General features: G+C 70.3%; 14 protein-coding genes and 1 tRNA gene. 12 read left to right on the top strand and 3 right to left on the bottom strand.

The window, feature by feature from the left end:
* Nucleotides 1-18: 18 nt before the first annotated feature.
* From ACZ7OY_RS01235 to ACZ7OY_RS01210, 6 genes are all read left to right on the top strand, one after another.
* Nucleotides 19-885: a siderophore-interacting protein gene (locus tag ACZ7OY_RS01235; RefSeq protein WP_471909458.1), complete on the top strand. Its 867-nt coding sequence runs from the start codon at nucleotides 19-21 to the stop codon at nucleotides 883-885.
* A 455-nt stretch (nucleotides 886-1340) separates the two neighbouring features.
* Complete coding sequence (desA, locus tag ACZ7OY_RS01230) at nucleotides 1341-2783, top strand: lysine decarboxylase DesA (RefSeq protein ID WP_471909457.1); 1443 nt, start codon at nucleotides 1341-1343, stop codon at nucleotides 2781-2783.
* Complete coding sequence (locus ACZ7OY_RS01225) at nucleotides 2767-4050, top strand: lysine N(6)-hydroxylase/L-ornithine N(5)-oxygenase family protein (RefSeq protein ID WP_471909456.1); 1284 nt, start codon at nucleotides 2767-2769, stop codon at nucleotides 4048-4050. The genes desA and ACZ7OY_RS01225 overlap by 17 nt, the downstream gene beginning before the upstream one ends.
* On the top strand, nucleotides 4047-4595 hold the full coding sequence (locus ACZ7OY_RS01220; protein WP_471909455.1) for a GNAT family N-acetyltransferase: 549 nt from the start codon (nucleotides 4047-4049) through the stop codon (nucleotides 4593-4595). The genes ACZ7OY_RS01225 and ACZ7OY_RS01220 overlap by 4 nt, the downstream gene beginning before the upstream one ends.
* Nucleotides 4592-6361, top strand: coding sequence for an IucA/IucC family protein (locus ACZ7OY_RS01215; protein WP_471909454.1), 1770 nt, complete (start codon nucleotides 4592-4594; stop codon nucleotides 6359-6361). The genes ACZ7OY_RS01220 and ACZ7OY_RS01215 overlap by 4 nt, the downstream gene beginning before the upstream one ends.
* A 109-nt stretch (nucleotides 6362-6470) precedes the next feature.
* Nucleotides 6471-7358, top strand: a complete 888-nt coding sequence (locus ACZ7OY_RS01210; protein ID WP_471909453.1) for a DUF4429 domain-containing protein — start codon at nucleotides 6471-6473, stop codon at nucleotides 7356-7358.
* Nucleotides 7359-7379: 21 nt separating this feature from the next.
* On the opposite strand, the gene ACZ7OY_RS01205 is transcribed toward ACZ7OY_RS01210, so the two are convergent.
* Entirely contained in the window at nucleotides 7380-8945 is a 1566-nt protein-coding gene (locus tag ACZ7OY_RS01205; protein WP_471909452.1) for a purple acid phosphatase family protein, read from the bottom strand.
* Between the two features lie 165 nt (nucleotides 8946-9110).
* Between ACZ7OY_RS01205 and ACZ7OY_RS01200 the strand changes: the two genes are divergently transcribed.
* Both ACZ7OY_RS01200 and glmS read left to right on the top strand, forming a co-directional pair.
* The gene (locus tag ACZ7OY_RS01200) at nucleotides 9111-9368 is read left to right on the top strand and encodes a hypothetical protein (protein WP_351614915.1); all 258 of its coding nucleotides are present in this window, start codon (nucleotides 9111-9113) and stop codon (nucleotides 9366-9368) included.
* Nucleotides 9369-9381: 13 nt separating this feature from the next.
* Complete coding sequence (glmS, locus tag ACZ7OY_RS01195; protein ID WP_471909451.1) at nucleotides 9382-11199, top strand: glutamine--fructose-6-phosphate transaminase (isomerizing); 1818 nt, start codon at nucleotides 9382-9384, stop codon at nucleotides 11197-11199.
* Nucleotides 11200-11303: 104 nt separating this feature from the next.
* Here glmS and ACZ7OY_RS01190 read toward each other — a convergent pair whose 3' ends face one another.
* Together ACZ7OY_RS01190 and ACZ7OY_RS01185 are read right to left on the bottom strand one after the other, a co-directional pair.
* Nucleotides 11304-11870 (bottom strand): GPR1/FUN34/YaaH family transporter, encoded by a 567-nt coding sequence (locus tag ACZ7OY_RS01190; protein WP_471909450.1) that lies wholly within the window; start codon nucleotides 11868-11870, stop codon nucleotides 11304-11306.
* Between the two features lie 150 nt (nucleotides 11871-12020).
* Complete coding sequence (locus tag ACZ7OY_RS01185; protein WP_152894508.1) at nucleotides 12021-12548, bottom strand: universal stress protein; 528 nt, start codon at nucleotides 12546-12548, stop codon at nucleotides 12021-12023.
* Nucleotides 12549-12852: 304 nt separating this feature from the next.
* On the opposite strand from ACZ7OY_RS01185, the gene ACZ7OY_RS01180 reads away from it, so the two are divergent.
* The 4 genes from ACZ7OY_RS01180 to ACZ7OY_RS01165 all read left to right on the top strand — a co-directional run bounded on the left by ACZ7OY_RS01180 (nucleotide 12853) and on the right by ACZ7OY_RS01165 (nucleotide 15856).
* The gene (locus tag ACZ7OY_RS01180; protein WP_471909449.1) at nucleotides 12853-13194 is read left to right on the top strand and encodes a hypothetical protein; all 342 of its coding nucleotides are present in this window, start codon (nucleotides 12853-12855) and stop codon (nucleotides 13192-13194) included.
* A 376-nt stretch (nucleotides 13195-13570) separates the two neighbouring features.
* On the top strand, nucleotides 13571-14803 hold the full coding sequence (locus ACZ7OY_RS01175) for a helix-turn-helix domain-containing protein (RefSeq protein ID WP_471909448.1): 1233 nt from the start codon (nucleotides 13571-13573) through the stop codon (nucleotides 14801-14803).
* Nucleotides 14804-15064: 261 nt separating this feature from the next.
* Nucleotides 15065-15673, top strand: coding sequence for an oligoribonuclease (gene orn / locus ACZ7OY_RS01170; RefSeq protein ID WP_471909447.1), 609 nt, complete (start codon nucleotides 15065-15067; stop codon nucleotides 15671-15673).
* Nucleotides 15674-15783: 110 nt separating this feature from the next.
* Nucleotides 15784-15856, top strand: a tRNA-His gene (locus ACZ7OY_RS01165).
* The last annotated feature ends 8 nt before the right edge of the window (nucleotides 15857-15864 follow it).

The following is a 15864-nucleotide window of genomic DNA, read 5'->3' as shown; positions in this document are numbered from 1 at the left end:
TGAGCCTCAGGAGCTCTCATGACGACGGCCGTGGCCGCCCCGTTCCGCTTCTTCTCCCTCCGAGTCGTACGGACGAGGCGGCTCGGCCCGTCTCTGGTCCGGATCACCTTCGGCGGGTCCGACCTCGCCCACTTCCGCTCGCACGGGCGCGACCAGAGCCTGTCGCTGTTCCTGCCGCACCCCGGCCAGAGCGAGCCCGCGGTCCCGATCGAGCTCGGTGACGGCTGGTGGCAGGGGTGGCGGGAACTCCCCGACGACGTACGGGCGGTGATGCGTTCGTACACCCTGCGCTCGCTGCGCCGGGACGCGCTCGGCGACACCGCCGAGATCGACATCGACTTCGTGCTGCACGGCGTGGAGCCGGGCGCGGCCGTCCCCGCGGGCCCCGCCTCCCGCTGGGCGTCGCGGGCGTCCGCGGGCGACCGCGTCCGGCTGCTCGGCCCGGCACTCGCCGACAATCGCGCGATCCGCTTCCGCCCGCCCGAGGACACCGACCTGGTGCTCATCTGGGGCGACGAGACGGCTCTGCCCGCCGTCTCGTCGATCCTGGAGTCCCTCCCGGCCGGCACCCGCGCCCGGGTGTGGCTGGAGGTGCACCACGCGGGCACCGTCCAGGACCTGGCCACGGCGGCCGACGCCGAGATCACCTGGCTCCTGCGGGACGAACACGCCGCCACGGAGGGCCCCCTGGCGCTCGACACCCTGCGCGCGGCGCACCTGCCGGCCGCGCAGCACCCGTACGTCTGGATCGCGGGCGAGTCGGGCTGCGTGAAGCAGTTGCGCCGGCACTTCGTCGGCGAGCGGGGCATCGACCGGCGCCGGGTCACCTTCGTGGGCTACTGGCGCCAGGGCCTGTCCGAGGAACAGCTGCGCGAGCAGGAGTGAGCCTCCGGGCCCGACCGAGCGGGCCCGGAGGCGGCCTCCCCGACCAACAGAACCCGGCGGCGGCCGCCCCGACCAACAGAACCCGGAGGCGGCCGCCCCGACCAACAGAACCCGGAGGCGGCCGCCCCGACCAACAGAACCCGGCGGCGGCCACCCCGACCAACAGAACCCGGCGGCGGCCACCCCGACCAACAGAACCCGGCGGCGGCCACCCCGACCAACAGAACCCGGCGGCGGCCGCCGCGAAGAACGGAGCCCGGGGGCGGCCGCTGCGACCAACAGGGTTCGGCGGCAAGGCAGGTGGGACCGCCGGGGTCAAGTGATCGCGGTCACGGAGGAGTCGGCGTTTCGGCCTCGTTAATTAGGTTAGGCTTACCTAAGTTGAAGCCGGGAATCTTGCCGCCTTCTCCCCCTTCTCGTCCCGCTCGGACTCTCCCCATCCGGAGGACCCCCACATGCGCTCGCACCTGCTCAATGACCTCACCGCGGAGGACTACCGTCGCTCCGTGACCGAAGGAGTCGAGCGGGTGGCGGCCAAACTCGCCACCACCGAACGGCCGTTCACCGGCGTCACCGCAGACACCCTCGCCCCCCGCATCGAACAGATCGACCTCGACCGGCCGCTGCACGACACCACGGCCGCCCTGGACGAACTCGAAGAGGTCTACCTGCGCGACGCCGTCTACTTCCACCACCCCCGCTACCTCGCCCATCTCAACTGCCCGGTCGTCATCCCGGCCGTGCTCGGCGAGGCGGTCCTGTCCGCCGTCAACTCCTCGCTGGACACCTGGGACCAGTCGGCCGGCGGCACCCTGATCGAGCGCAGGCTCATCGACTGGACGGCCGCCCGGATCGGCCTCGGCCCGTCCGCCGACGGGGTGTTCACCTCCGGCGGCACCCAGTCCAACCTCCAGGCGCTGCTGCTGGCCCGCGAGGAGGCCAAGACCGACAGCCTCGACCGGCTGCGCGTCTTCGCCTCCGAGGCCAGCCACTTCAGCGTCAGGAAATCCGCGAAACTGCTCGGCCTGAGCGCGGACGCGGTGGTGAGCATCCCCGTCGACCACGACCGGCGGATGCAGACCGTCGCCCTCGCCCACGAGCTGGAGCGCTGCCGCAGGGACGGCCTCGTCCCCATGGCCGTCGTCGCCACCGGCGGCACCACCGACTTCGGCTCCATCGACCCGCTGCCCGAGATCGCCGAACTGTGCCGGCAGTACGGCGTGTGGATGCACGTCGACGCCGCCTACGGCTGCGGTCTGCTCGCCTCGGTGAAGTACCGGGACCGCATCGACGGGATCGAGCGCGCCGACTCGGTCACCGTCGACTACCACAAGTCCTTCTTCCAGCCGGTGAGTTCCTCCGCCGTCCTGGTCCGCGACGCCGCCACCCTGCGGCACGCCACCTACCACGCGGACTACCTCAACCCGCGCCGCATGGTGGAGGAGCGCATCCCCAACCAGGTGGACAAGTCCCTCCAGACCACCCGCCGCTTCGACGCGCTCAAGCTGTGGATGACGCTGCGCGTGATGGGCGCCGACGGCATCGGCTCGCTCTTCGACGAGGTCTGCGACCTCGCGGACGAGGGCTGGCAGCTGCTGGCCGCCGACCCGCGCTTCGACGTGGTGGTCCGGCCGTCCCTGTCCACCCTGGTCTTCCGCTACATCCCGGCCGCCGTCACCGACCCGGCCGAGATCGACCGCGCCAACCTCTACGCCCGCAAGGCCCTGTTCGCCTCCGGCGACGCCGTCGTCGCGGGCACCAAGGTGAGCGGACGCCACTACCTGAAGTTCACCCTGCTCAACCCCGAGACCACCGCGGACGACATCGCCGCCGTCCTCGACCTGATCGCCGGCCACGCCGAGCAGTACCTGGGAGAATCCGTTGACCGCGCTTCCTGAGTCCCGAGAGAAGACCTACGACTTCGTGGGGATCGGGCTCGGCCCCTTCAACCTCGGCCTGGCCTGTCTCACCGAACCGATCGCCGAACTCGACGGCGTCTTCCTGGAGACCAAGCCCGACTTCGAGTGGCACGCGGGGATGTTCCTCGACGGCGCCCACCTCCAGACGCCGTTCATGTCGGACCTGGTCACCCTCGCCGACCCGACCTCCCCGTACTCCTTCCTGAACTACCTCAAGGAGCGCGGCCGACTCTACTCGTTCTACATCCGCGAGAACTTCTACCCGCTGCGGGTCGAGTACGACGACTACTGCCGCTGGGCCGCCGGCAAGCTGAGCAGCATCCGCTTCGGCACGACCGTCCGGACGGTGACGTACGAGGACGCGGACGAGACCTACGTCGTGACGACCACCGCGGGCGACACCTACCGCGCCCGCCACCTGGTCCTGGGCACCGGCACCTCGCCGCACCTGCCCGCGGCCTGCCGGGACCTGGGCGGCGACTTCATCCACAACTCCCGCTACCTGGAGCACAAGGCGCAGCTGCAGCGCAAGGAGTCGATCACCCTGGTCGGCAGCGGCCAGTCCGCCGCCGAGATCTACCAGGACCTCCTCGCCGAGATCGACGTGCACGGCTACCGGCTGAACTGGGTCACCCGCTCGCCGCGCTTCTTCCCGCTGGAGTACACCAAGCTCACGCTGGAGATGACCTCCCCGGAGTACGTCGACTACTTCCGCGAGCTGCCCGAGGACACCCGCTACCGGCTCACCGCCGAGCAGAAGGGCCTGTTCAAGGGCATCGACGGCGACCTGATCGACGAGATCTTCGACCTGCTGTACCAGAAGAACCTCGGCGGCCCGGTCCCCACCCGGCTGCTCACCAACTCGGCCCTGACCGGCGCCCGGTACGACGACGGCACGTACACCCTGACGCTGCGCCAGGAGGAGCAGGGCAAGGACTACGAGCTGAGCAGCCAGGGCCTGATCCTGGCCACCGGCTACGCGTACACCGAGCCGGAGTTCCTCGCCCCGGTCCGCGACCGGCTGCGCTACGACGGGCACGGCAACTTCGACGTGGCCCGCAACTACGCGATCGACGTGACGGGCCGGGGCGTCTTCCTCCAGAACGGCGCCGTCCACACGCACAGCATCACCTCGCCCGACCTGGGCATGGGCCCGTACCGCAACGCCTACATCATCCGGGAGCTGCTCGGCACCGAGTACTACCCGGTCGAGAAGAAGATCGCGTTCCAGGAGTTCGCCATATGACCGCCCCCCGCACCGGCATCGGGACGTTCACCGTCCGCCCGCTCGACCCGCTGCACGACGCCGAGCTGCTGCACGGCTGGGTCACCCACCCCAAGGCGGCCTTCTGGATGATGCAGGACGCGAAACTGGAGGACGTCGAGCGGGCGTACATGGAGATGGCGACGGACGAGCACCATCACGCGCTGCTGGGCCTGCACGACGGCGTACCGGCCTTCCTGATGGAGCGCTACGACCCCGCCCACCGCGAGCTGGTCGGCCTGTACGAGCCGCTCCCCGGTGATGTCGGCATGCACTTCCTCGTCGCCCCGACGGACACGCCCGTGCACGGCTTCACCCGCGCGGTGATCACCGCCGTGATGGCGCACCTCTTCGCGGACCCGGCGACCGCCCGGGTCGTCGTCGAGCCCGACGTCGGCAACAAGGCCGTGCACGCCCTCAACGAGGCGGTCGGCTTCGTGCCCGACCGCGAGATCGAGAAGCCGGAGAAGACGGCGTTGCTGAGCTTCTGCACCCGCGCGCAGTTCGAGAAGGCGGTGGCCGCATGACCCTCGCCGACTCCGTGGCCCACCTCTCCCCCGAGCGCTGGGAGCAGGCCAACCGGCTGCTGGTCCGCAAGGCGCTCGCCGAGTTCGCGCACGAGCGGCTGATCAGCCCCGAGCCGGACGGCGACGGGTACGCCGTGCGCAGCGACGACGGTCAGACCGTCTACCGGTTCACCGCCGTCCGCCGCGCCCTCGACCACTGGCAGGTGGCCGCCGACTCCCTCACCCGTCACCGCGACGGCGTCGAACTTCCCCTGGCCGCGCTGGACTTCTTCATCGAGCTGAAGAAGTCACTGGGGCTGAGCGACGAGATCCTGCCGGTGTACCTGGAGGAGATCTCCTCCACCCTCTCCGGCACCTGCTACAAGCTCACCAAGCCGCAGATCCCCTCGGCCGAGCTGGCCGGCGCCGGCTTCCAGGCGATCGAGACCGGCATGACCGAGGGCCACCCCTGCTTCGTCGCCAACAACGGGCGGCTCGGCTTCGGCGTCCACGAGTACCTGTCGTACGCGCCCGAGACGGCGAGCCCGGTACGGCTGGTGTGGCTGGCCGCGCACCGCTCACGGGCCGCGTTCACGGCGGGCGTGGGCATCGAGTACGAGTCGTTCGTACGGCAGGAGCTGGGCGAGGAGACCGTCGACCGCTTCCACGCCCGGCTGACCGGCCTGGGACTCGACCCGGCCGACTACCTCTTCATCCCCGTCCACCCCTGGCAGTGGTGGAACAAGCTCACCGTCACCTTCGCCGCCGAGGTCGCCCGCCGGCACCTGGTCTGCCTGGGCGAGGGCGACGACGAGTACCTCGCCCAGCAGTCCATCCGGACCTTCTTCAACTCCTCCCACCCCGAGAAGCACTATGTGAAGACGGCGCTGTCCGTCCTCAACATGGGGTTCATGCGGGGCCTGTCGGCCGCGTACATGGAGGCCACCCCCGCGATCAACGACTGGCTCGCGCAGCTCGTCGCCAACGACCCGGTGCTGCGGTCGAGCGGCCTGTCGATCATCCGCGAGCGGGCCGCCGTGGGCTACCGGCACCTGGAGTACGAGGCGGCCACGGACCGCTACTCGCCCTACCGCAAGATGCTCGCCGCACTGTGGCGCGAGAGCCCGGTGCCGTCGCTGGCGGAGGGCGAGTCGCTCGCGACCATGGCCAGTCTCGTCCACGTCGACCACGAGGGCACCTCGATCGCGGCCGCGCTGATCGAGCGGTCGGGGCTGGCGCCGGCCGAGTGGCTGCGCCGCTATCTGCGGGCGTACTACACCCCGCTGCTGCACAGCTTCTACGCCTACGACCTGGTGTACATGCCGCACGGCGAGAACGTCATCCTGGTCCTGGCGGACGGGGTGGTGCGGCGCGCGATCTACAAGGACATCGCCGAGGAGATCGCGGTCATGGACCCGGACGCGGTGCTGCCGCCCGAGGTGCGGCGCATCCGTGTGGAGGTGCCCGAGGACATGAAACTGCTGTCGATCTTCACGGACGTCTTCGACTGCTTCTTCCGCTTCCTCGCCGCGAACCTCGCCACCGAGGGGGTCCTGGCGGAGGACGAGTTCTGGGGCACGGTCGCCGAGGTCACCCACGAGTACCAGGAGGCGAACCCCGAACTGGCCGACAGGTTCCGCCAGTACGACCTGTTCGCCCCCGAGTTCGCCCTGTCCTGCCTCAACCGCCTCCAGCTGCGCGACAACCGGCAGATGGTGGACCTGGCGGACCCGTCCGGCGCCCTCCAGCTGGCCGGCACCCTGGCGAACCCCCTCGCGGGCCGGTAACGGCCCCCCGACGGACGGGCACCCCGCGGTACGGTCCCGCGGGGTGCCCGTCGCTCTGCGGCGGAGAATCGCCGGGGTCGGCGAACTGCCGTGATGAAACAATTGCCGTATGGCGGAGATCATCCAGAAGGACGGCACCTGGGTCTTCGACGGGGACGCCGTGCGGCTGACCCCCGGACGGGACAAGAGCGTCGGCGTGCTGCGCCGGACGCTGGGTGAACTCGTCGTACCGCTGGAGGCGTTGGCCGGGGTGTCCTTCGAGCAGGGCCGCAAGGCGGGGCGGCTCAGGCTGCGGCTGCGCGAGGGCGCCGACCCCCTGTTGCACGCCACCGGCGGGCGGCTCGGCGAACCGCATGACCCCTACCAGTTGCCGGTGGATCCCGAACGCCATGGCGTCGCCGAGTACTTCACCGACGAGGTGCGCAACGCGCTGTTGCTGGACCAGGTCGGCTCCGGCCCGGTGGACCGGTTCCTGCTGCCCGGCCCGTCCGTGCCGCTGTCGGTGTCCGCCGGGGACGGCACGGCGAGCTTCGACGGGGACCATGTGCGCCTGGAGTGGAACTGGAAGACGGAGGACGCCAAGGCCGCGGCCGGCACCCGCACCCTCGCCGTCGGCGACATCACGGGCGTCGAGTGGCACCCGGCCGTCGGCCTGGAGAACGGTTCGCTGCGCTTCGCCGTGCGGGGCGCGGCCACCAAGGCCCCGCCGAAGTACGACCCGAACTCCGTGGAGCTGTGGGGCTTCAAGCGGGACCCGCTGATGGCACTGGTCGCGGCCGCCGTGCAGGCCCGGCTGCCGCATCCGACCGCGCCCCCTGCCGGGGACGTACGGCCCTCCGGGCCCCTGGCGCCCCGGCAGCTCGCGCCCGCCCCCGCCGAGGACGGGCACGACGCGCTGCTGCGGCGGCTGCGCGAGCTCGGCGAGCTGCACCGCACGGGGGTGCTGACGGACGAGGAGTTCACGGCGGCCAAGCAGGCGATCCTCGGACGGATGTGAGGACCGCCCGCCCGGCTTGGCCTACTTCGCCCTGCGGGCCACCGTGAAGTGGTCGATGCGCTCGCCGGTCTCGGCGATGCCCTGGACCTTCAGGGTGGTGTAGCGGCCCCTCGACGCGGGGGTGACGTCCACGCGCAGGAACGAGTAGTTCAGGTAGCGCACCCGCGACCAGGTGACGGTCTCGTTGACCTTGCCGTCCTTGGTGTTGATGAAGGAGGCCACGGAGTCGACCTCGTTCTGGTGGCCCTCGTAGGAGTCGGGGGCGGTGAAGGCGTACAGGCTGCGGCCCGCGGCGCCCGCCGTGACGTACACGGTGCCCTCGCTGTCCGAGTAGGCCGTCTCGCCGATCGGCAGCTTCTTGACGACCTGGTCGCCCTTGATGACGTCGGTGCGCTCGTACTGGTGGTTGTGGCCGTTGATGACCAGGTCGACCTGGTACCTGTCGAACAGCGGCACCCACTCCTGGCGCACGCCCCCCTCCGAGGCGTGCGCGGTGGAGGTGCAGTACGCGCAGTGGTGGAAGAACACGATGACGAAGTCGATGTTCTTCGAGGCGCGGAACTTCTTCAGCTGCGCCTCGAACCACTTGGTCTGGGTGCCGCCGGAGATGCCGAGGTTGGCCGGGATCTCGAAGGAGACGTCGTTGGGGTCCAGCGAGATGATCGCGGTGTTGCCGTAGACGAAGGAGTAGACGCCCGGGAGGTTCTTGGCGTCCGGGCCGTTGTCCGGGAGGGTCCAGCGGGCTTCCTCGCCGCCGTAGCCGTTGGGCGAGTACCAGGCCTCCATGTCGTGGTTGCCGTACGAGACCATCCACGGGATCTGCTTGGCGACCGACTCGGTCTGGTACAGGAACTGGTCCCAGGTGCGCGAGTCGAACCCGGTGTCGGAGGTCTTGCCCTGGCCGGCCGGGTCACCGTAGGCGATGTCGCCGGCGTGCAGGTGGAAGGCCGGGTTCTGGCCGAGGATCAGGCTGTCGTTGGCCAGCGCGTGGTAGCTGACGCCCTGGTCGCCGAAGGCGGTGAAGGTGAACGGCTGCTTGCAGTCGGGCGCGGTGGTGAAGGTGCCCAGGGTGCCGGCCAGGTGCGCCGCGGCCGGGTCGAAGCCCTGGTGGCCGACGCCGTAGTAGTACGTGCGGCCCGGGCGCAGGTGGGTCAGCTTGGCGTGCAGGTAGTACTGGTTGTGGTCGCCGCTCGCGCCGACACCGGCCGGGGTGTAGAGGGTGCGGACCTCGGCCTCGATCTTGCGGGAAAGGTCCCAGGGGTGGGCACCGATCCGGATGAACGGCTTCTTCACCGCGACCGGGACCTGCCACGAGACCGTCATCTCGGTGCTCGGGTCGTTGCCGTAGGCCAGGTGACGGCCGAAGGGAGCCACGAGGGCGCCGTCGACCGTCTCGGCCGCGGGCGCGGTGGACTGGGTGGGCACGGCGGCCTGGGCGGTGGCCCCCGGCACGAACGCGCCACCGACGACGGCGCCCACGGTGACCGCGCCGCCTCTCATCATCGTGCGCCTGGAGAATCTTGCGCGCAGGTATTCGTGCTGTTCGGCCATGCTCATGCGATCGGCCAGCTGCTCGGGTACGCCCATGCGAGGAATGTCCATGGCGTCTGAAACTCGTCTCCCAAGGCTACGGACCGCAAGACTCAGGATGGACAGCTGACGAACAGCGCCTCATAAGAGATTCAACACAGCCCTGCCCGAAATCGGGCAGGATTGTTGCGGATCTACCGCCGGTACCCCAGGATCTACCGGGTGCACGACGAACTCGTTGATCACCTGACGCGGTCCACCCCCCTCAACCGGGGTGAGGCCCTGCGGGTGATCCAGGACGTGCTCGCCTACTTCGACGAGACGACCGAGGACTACGTCCGTCGCCGCCATCGCGAGCTCCAGGCCCAGGGCCTGGTGAACGCGACGATCTTCGAACGGATCGAGGCGGACCTGAAATACCGGGCGGTGTCGCCGCCGGAGCTCTCGCTCCGACAGCTGCGCCGCATGGTCTACGGCTGAGGAATACCTATATATGTGCGGAATTGTCGGATACATCGGTCGGCGTGACGTCGCTCCCCTCCTGCTGGAGGGCCTCCAGCGCCTGGAGTACCGCGGCTACGACTCCGCGGGCATCGTCGTCACCTCGCCGAAGACGCCGGGTCTGAAGCTGGTCAAGGCCAAGGGCCGGGTCCGCGACCTGGAGGCCAAGGTCCCGGCGCGCTTCAAGGGCACCACGGGCATCGCCCACACCCGCTGGGCCACCCACGGCGCCCCCTCCGACGTCAACGCGCACCCGCACATGTCGGCCGACAACAAGGTCGCGGTCGTCCACAACGGCATCATCGACAACGCCTCCGACCTGCGCAAGAAGCTCGAGGCCGACGGGGTCGAGTTCCTCTCCGAGACCGACACCGAGGTGCTCACCCACCTCATCGCGCGCTCCCAGCACGAGAAGCTGGAGGACAAGGTCCGCGAGGCGCTGCGGGTGGTCGAGGGCACCTACGGCATCGCCGTGATGCACGCCGACTTCAACGACCGCATCGTGGTGGCCCGCAACGGCTCCCCGGTCGTCCTCGGCATCGGCGAGAAGGAGATGTTCGTCGCCTCGGACATCGCCGCCCTGGTCGCCCACACCCGGCAGATAGTCACGCTGGACGACGGCGAGATGGCCACCCTCAAGGCCGACGACTTCCGGACGTACACCACCGAGGGCACCCGCACGACGTCCGAGCCGACCACCGTCGAGTGGGAGGCCGCGTCGTACGACATGGGCGGCCACGACACGTACATGCACAAGGAGATCTTCGAGCAGGCCGACGCCGTGGACCGCGTGCTGCGCGGCCGCATCGACGACCGGTTCTCCACCGTCCACCTCGGCGGCCTGAACCTGGACGCCCGCGAGGCGCGCCAGATCCGCCGCGTGAAGATCCTCGGCTGCGGCACCTCGTACCACGCGGGCATGATCGGCGCCCAGATGATCGAGGAGCTGGCCCGTATCCCCGCGGACGCCGAGCCGGCCTCGGAGTTCCGCTACCGCAACGCCGTCGTCGACCCCGACACGCTGTACATCGCCGTCTCGCAGTCCGGTGAGACGTACGACGTGCTGGCGGCCGTCCAGGAGCTCAAGCGCAAGGGCGCGCGGGTGCTGGGCGTGGTCAACGTGGTGGGCTCGGCGATCGCCCGCGAGGCGGACGGCGGCGTGTACGTGCACGCGGGCCCCGAGGTCTGCGTGGTCTCCACCAAGTGCTTCACCAACACCACGGTCGCCTTCGCGCTGCTCGCGCTGCACCTGGGCCGCACCCGCGACCTGTCGGTGCGCGACGGCAAGCGGATCATCGAGGGTCTGCGCAAGCTGCCCGGGCAGATCACCGAGATCCTGGAGCAGGAGGCGGAGATCCAGAAGCTGGCCGAGGAGTACGCCGAGGCCCGCTCGATGCTCTTCATCGGCCGCGTCCGGGGCTACCCGGTGGCCCGTGAGGCCTCGCTGAAGCTCAAGGAGGTCTCCTACATCCACGCGGAGGCCTACCCGGCCTCCGAGCTCAAGCACGGTCCGCTGGCGCTGATCGAGCCCGCTCTGCCGACGGTCGCGATCGTCCCGGACGACGACCTGCTGGAGAAGAACCGCGCGGCCCTGGAGGAGATCAAGGCCCGCAGCGGCCGGATCCTCGCGGTCGCGCACCGGGAGCAGGAGAAGGCCGACCAGACGATCGTCGTGCCGAAGAACGAGGACGAGCTGGACCCGATCCTGATGGGCATCCCGCTCCAGCTGCTGGCGTACCACACGGCCAAGGCCCTGGGCCGGGACATCGACAAGCCGCGCAACCTCGCCAAGTCGGTGACGGTGGAGTAGGACTCCGCTCGCGCAGTGACGTGAACGACCCCCTGTGAGCCACCGGCACAGGGGGTCGTTCCTTCAGGGGCCGGGGCCGCCCGGTACCCCGGCCCGCGCCAATCTCAGCCGGTGGCCGTCACCCCCCGGCCGGCGGCGCGTCCGGGAAGTGCCGTGGGCCAGTGGGCCAGGGCCGCGGTCGCCGAGTACCAGGCCACCGCTCCGGCGGCCACGGCGAACCAGCCGCCGGCCTTGGTCAGGCTGCCGCTGTCCGAGAAGGCGGCGATGGCCAGCAGCAGGAGCGAGACGAAGAACAGCCCGTAGGTGCCCTGGCCGAGCTGGTCGCCGCCCGCCAGGGTGAGGCTGAGCGCCACCGAGGCGAACAGCAGCAGGAAGAGTCCCGCGGCGTTGGCGGAGGCCTGGGTGCCCGCCGAGACGGCCCAGGTGAACCACAGTGCGCCGAGGACGGTGTAGGCGGTGCCGTTCGCGGTGTCGCGGTCGCGCAGGGCGAGCAGCCCGGCGAGGAACAGGGCGACACCGCCGACGTAGTGGGCAAGGGTCACGGCGTCCGCCGCCGTCACGCCGTCGATCAGGTCCGTGTATCCGAGCCCGAACGCCAACAGGGTGATTCCCAGGGCGAGTCGGCCGAAGGTCGTGGTGGTGGTTCTTCCCGCAGAGACGTCGTTGTCCACGGCGGGCTCCCTTCATGCATGTGCGTTGCGCGGTGAGCGATATATGCCCTTCACAAGGGCACAAACACTTGCTACGCACGAGTAGATTCGCGCCGCGCATCAAGTGAGTTGAGCCGGCCCGCCGGGCATCTCGCCCGCGGACGCGGGGAGTTACGGAATGACGATGACGGGCCGCTTGGCCCGCTTGGCGAGCCGCCCGGCGACCGAGCCGAAGATCCGGCCCACGATGCCGTGCGTGGAGCCGACGACGATCGCGTCGGCCTCGTACTCCCGCCCCACCTCTTCGAGTTCGTGGCAGATGTCGCCGCCGCGCTCGACCAGGATCCAGGGCACCTCCGCGAGGTACTCCGCGCAGGCGAGTTCAAGACCGAGCACCTCGGTGCGGTGGTCCGGCACGTCCACGAAGACCGGCGGTTCGCAGCCGGCCCACACCGTGGTGGGCAGCCGGTTGGCGACATGGACGATGATCAGGCCCGACCGGGAGCGGTGGGCCATGCCGATGGCGTACGCGAGGGCCCGCTCGCTGGACGTGGAGCCGTCGAAGCCGACGACCACACCGTGCTTGAAAGCGGGGTCGCACGCGTGGCGTTGCTCTTCCGCCGCGAGGGGCTCGGCCGCCGTGGGGTCGGCGACGGGCCGCTTGCGGTCCGCGGGTTCGAAGAATTCGTGACCGGCCATGACTGTCTCGGCGTTCAGATCCTCGTGGGTGGGGACGACGGTGTGGGACAAGAGGTGTGTCCGGGAATCATCTTCCCAACCCCATACCCCAAGGGTACGGCGGCACTCCTCCTTCGCCCAGATCCCGTGCACGCTCCGTGCAGGTTCCCCGGAGCATGCACGAGGGGACGCCCGGGACGCAACGGTTGCTGCCCCGTACAGGCGGTTCGCACAGGATTCAACAGGATTCCCCTGACCGGCGCTGGTGACCGAGCGAGCGGGCGGGCGTTGAACCCGCGTGACCGACCGCCACAGGGAGCACGCCATGCCCTCACCCCGCACCGGCCCCGATGCGGGGCGCGCCGCCCCGCCGGCCCCGGACACGGCGACCGACGTGGTCCGCTGGGCCGCCTTCAGCTGTGTGCTGGTCCCGGTGGTGCTGCTCTGGTACGGCTCCTCGCTCGCCGGTGCCGCCGGCACGGCGTTCGGTCTCGCGGCCGTCACGGCCGCCTGCCGGGTCCTGCTGCGCAGGTCCGAACGGGGCGCGGCCCTGCTGCGGGCCGAGGCGGGCGCCCCGTCCGGCTCGGCCCGCGGACGGCGTCACGGGGTCGGAACGGGGGCGCACGGAGGCGGACGCCGTCCGGGCGGAAGTACACCGGTCGGCTGACCGGTTTTTATGCACGCGAGCGTTTGTTTTCAGCCAACTTCTCGCCCCCGTGCATTCCTTGCCCCGAGTACCCCCCACCCCCCGTTCGACCTGCACCGATAGGGCCTCGGGGACCCCGCGCACCCTACGGGGATTGGCCACTGCCACGAGGCGCACTTCCCTGCACGCCCCACGAGTGCAACGCTTCGTGATCGAATGCTTCACGCCAAGTTGCCATGTCGACAATGTGCCCAGTGGTGAACTGGTCACGACGGCAGCACGCGACACAGTAGATTCGATCTTGACTGTTACGGCGGGGGACTCGTGCAGGACCGAGGGGAAACGTGCAGGAGCGACACAACCGAGGAGCCGCGACCACCGAGGGGGGCTTAGCAGTATGAGCCACGACTCCGCTGCCGCGCCGGAAGCCGCGGCCCGGAAGCTTTCCGGGCGACGCCGCAAGGAGATCGTTGCGGTGCTGCTGTTCAGCGGCGGCCCCATCTTCGAGAGTTCCATACCGTTGTCGGTGTTCGGGATCGACCGCCAGGACGCCGGCGTGCCACGCTACCGATTGTTGGTGTGCGGAGGCGAGGACGGCCCACTGCGGACCACAGGGGGCCTGGAACTCACCGCACCACACGGCCTGGAGGCGATCTCCCGGGCGGGCACGGTCGTCGTGCCGGCCTGGCGTTCGATCACCTCGCCGCCGCCGGAGGAGGCGCTCGACGCACTGCGCCGGGCGCACGAGGAGGGCGCCCGCATCGTCGGGCTGTGCACCGGCGCCTTCGTCCTGGCGGCCGCGGGCCTGCTGGACGGACGACCGGCCACCACGCACTGGATGTACGCGCCGACGCTGGCCAAGCGCTATCCGTCGGTACACGTGGATCCGCGTGAACTCTTCGTCGACGACGGCGACGTGCTGACGTCGGCGGGCACCGCGGCCGGGATCGATCTCTGTCTGCACATCGTGCGGACGGACCACGGCAACGAGGCGGCCGGTGCGCTGGCCCGCCGGCTGGTGGTCCCGCCGCGCCGCAGTGGCGGTCAGGAGCGCTATCTCGATCGGTCTTTACCGGAGGAGATCGGCGCCGACCCGCTGGCCGAGGTCGTCGCCTGGGCGCTGGAGCACCTCCACGAGCAGTTCGACGTGGAGACCCTCGCGGCGCGCGCGTACATGAGCCGGCGCACCTTCGACCGCCGGTTCCGTTCACTCACCGGAAGCGCTCCGCTTCAGTGGCTGATCACCCAGCGCGTGCTCCAGGCACAGCGCCTGCTGGAGACGTCGGACTACTCGGTGGACGAGGTCGCGGGCCGCTGCGGCTTCCGCTCGCCGGTGGCGCTGCGCGGGCACTTCCGGCGTCAGCTGGGCTCGTCGCCTGCCGCCTACCGGGCCGCCTACCGGGCCCGGCGTCCGCAGGGCGAACGGCAGCTGGAGAGCGAGGGCCCGTCGGCCCCGGTCCCGGCGGGGCCGTCGCTCGCGCTGCACCCGGAGGGCGGGCCGGTCCCGCCGCAGACCCGCCGTACACCGGCGGCGGCGCTGGCCGCCTCGGCGTCCGGCGCCGGGGACGGTGGCCGGGAGGCGTACCTGTCCGGCCGGGCGAGCCTGCCCGGCCAGCGCAGCGCGACGTGACGGCGTACGGAAGCGACGTACGTGACGGCGCAGGGGACGACGTCCTTGCGGCGTACGTGACGATGTGACGTACGGCATGAAAGGGGCGGTCGGGGCCGGATCTTCCGGGCCCGGCCGCCCCTTCGCCGTCCCTGCGCCGCCCCTTCGGCGTCCCCGCCCACGCGGCCGCCGCCCGCGCCGCCCCTGCCACCGCGGGGTCCGTGCCACAAGCTCGCCGCACGACCGGTTCGGCCCACGGCGGCGCGCCGTAAGGTTAGACACATGAACGATCGCATGGTGTGGATCGACTGCGAGATGACCGGCCTCTCGCTGTCCGACGACGCTCTCATCGAGGTGGCCGCCCTCGTCACCGACTCCGAGCTCAACGTGCTCGGCGACGGTGTGGACATCGTCATCCGTCCGCCGGACTCCGCCCTGGAGACGATGCCGGAGGTGGTGCGCCAGATGCACACCGCGTCGGGTCTGCTCGACGAGCTGGCCGGCGGCACGACGCTGGCGGACGCCGAGGCACAGGTCCTGGCGTACGTACGCGAGCACGTCAAGGAACCCGGCAAGGCCCCGCTGTGCGGCAACTCGGTCGGCACCGACCGCGGCTTCCTGCTCCGCGACATGCCCGCCCTGGAGAGCCACCTCCACTACCGGATCGTCGACGTCAGCTCGGTGAAGGAGCTGGCCCGGCGCTGGTTCCCGCGGGCCTACTTCAACAGCCCCGAGAAGAACGGCAACCACCGCGCCCTCGCCGACATCCGCGAGTCCATCGCGGAACTCCGGTACTACCGCGAGGCCGTCTTCGTCCCCCAGCCCGGCCCCGACTCGGACACCGCGAAGGCCATCGCGGCCAAGCACGTCCTGCCAGCTCAGCAGGCGTAGAAGAGGCTCCGGAAGGGCCGCCGCAAAAGGTGTGCGCGAGCACCCCTCCAGACCCTGTACACTTTTTCTCGGCCGGTAGGGGAAACCGAAAAGTCAACCACCGGCCCATGGTGGGTGTAGCTCAGTTGGTAGAGCACCTGGTTGTGGTCCAGGTGGCCGCGGGTTCGAGTCCCGTCACTCACCCTGATGGT

Source organism: Streptomyces sp. NPDC107559 (genome assembly GCF_055657365.1).
The sequence above is the reverse complement of the archived record's forward strand: the minus strand, read 5'-3'. Positions and strand labels throughout refer to the sequence as shown.

What these genes read in the sequence shown, in the direction of transcription:
- ACZ7OY_RS01235 (WP_471909458.1), top strand. Translation starts at nt 19, where the DNA reads ATGACGACGGCCGTGGCCGCCCCGTTCCGCTTCTTCTCCCTCCGAGTC.
- desA (WP_471909457.1), top strand. Translation starts at nt 1,341, where the DNA reads ATGCGCTCGCACCTGCTCAATGACCTCACCGCGGAGGACTACCGTCGC.
- ACZ7OY_RS01220 (WP_471909455.1), top strand. Translation starts at nt 4,047, where the DNA reads ATGACCGCCCCCCGCACCGGCATCGGGACGTTCACCGTCCGCCCGCTC.
- ACZ7OY_RS01215 (WP_471909454.1), top strand. Translation starts at nt 4,592, where the DNA reads ATGACCCTCGCCGACTCCGTGGCCCACCTCTCCCCCGAGCGCTGGGAG.
- ACZ7OY_RS01210 (WP_471909453.1), top strand. Translation starts at nt 6,471, where the DNA reads ATGGCGGAGATCATCCAGAAGGACGGCACCTGGGTCTTCGACGGGGAC.
- ACZ7OY_RS01205 (WP_471909452.1), bottom strand. Translation starts at nt 8,945, where the DNA reads ATGGGCGTACCCGAGCAGCTGGCCGATCGCATGAGCATGGCCGAACAG.
- glmS (WP_471909451.1), top strand. Translation starts at nt 9,382, where the DNA reads ATGTGCGGAATTGTCGGATACATCGGTCGGCGTGACGTCGCTCCCCTC.
- ACZ7OY_RS01185 (WP_152894508.1), bottom strand. Translation starts at nt 12,548, where the DNA reads ATGGCCGGTCACGAATTCTTCGAACCCGCGGACCGCAAGCGGCCCGTC.
- ACZ7OY_RS01180 (WP_471909449.1), top strand. Translation starts at nt 12,853, where the DNA reads ATGCCCTCACCCCGCACCGGCCCCGATGCGGGGCGCGCCGCCCCGCCG.
- ACZ7OY_RS01175 (WP_471909448.1), top strand. Translation starts at nt 13,571, where the DNA reads ATGAGCCACGACTCCGCTGCCGCGCCGGAAGCCGCGGCCCGGAAGCTT.
- orn (WP_471909447.1), top strand. Translation starts at nt 15,065, where the DNA reads ATGAACGATCGCATGGTGTGGATCGACTGCGAGATGACCGGCCTCTCG.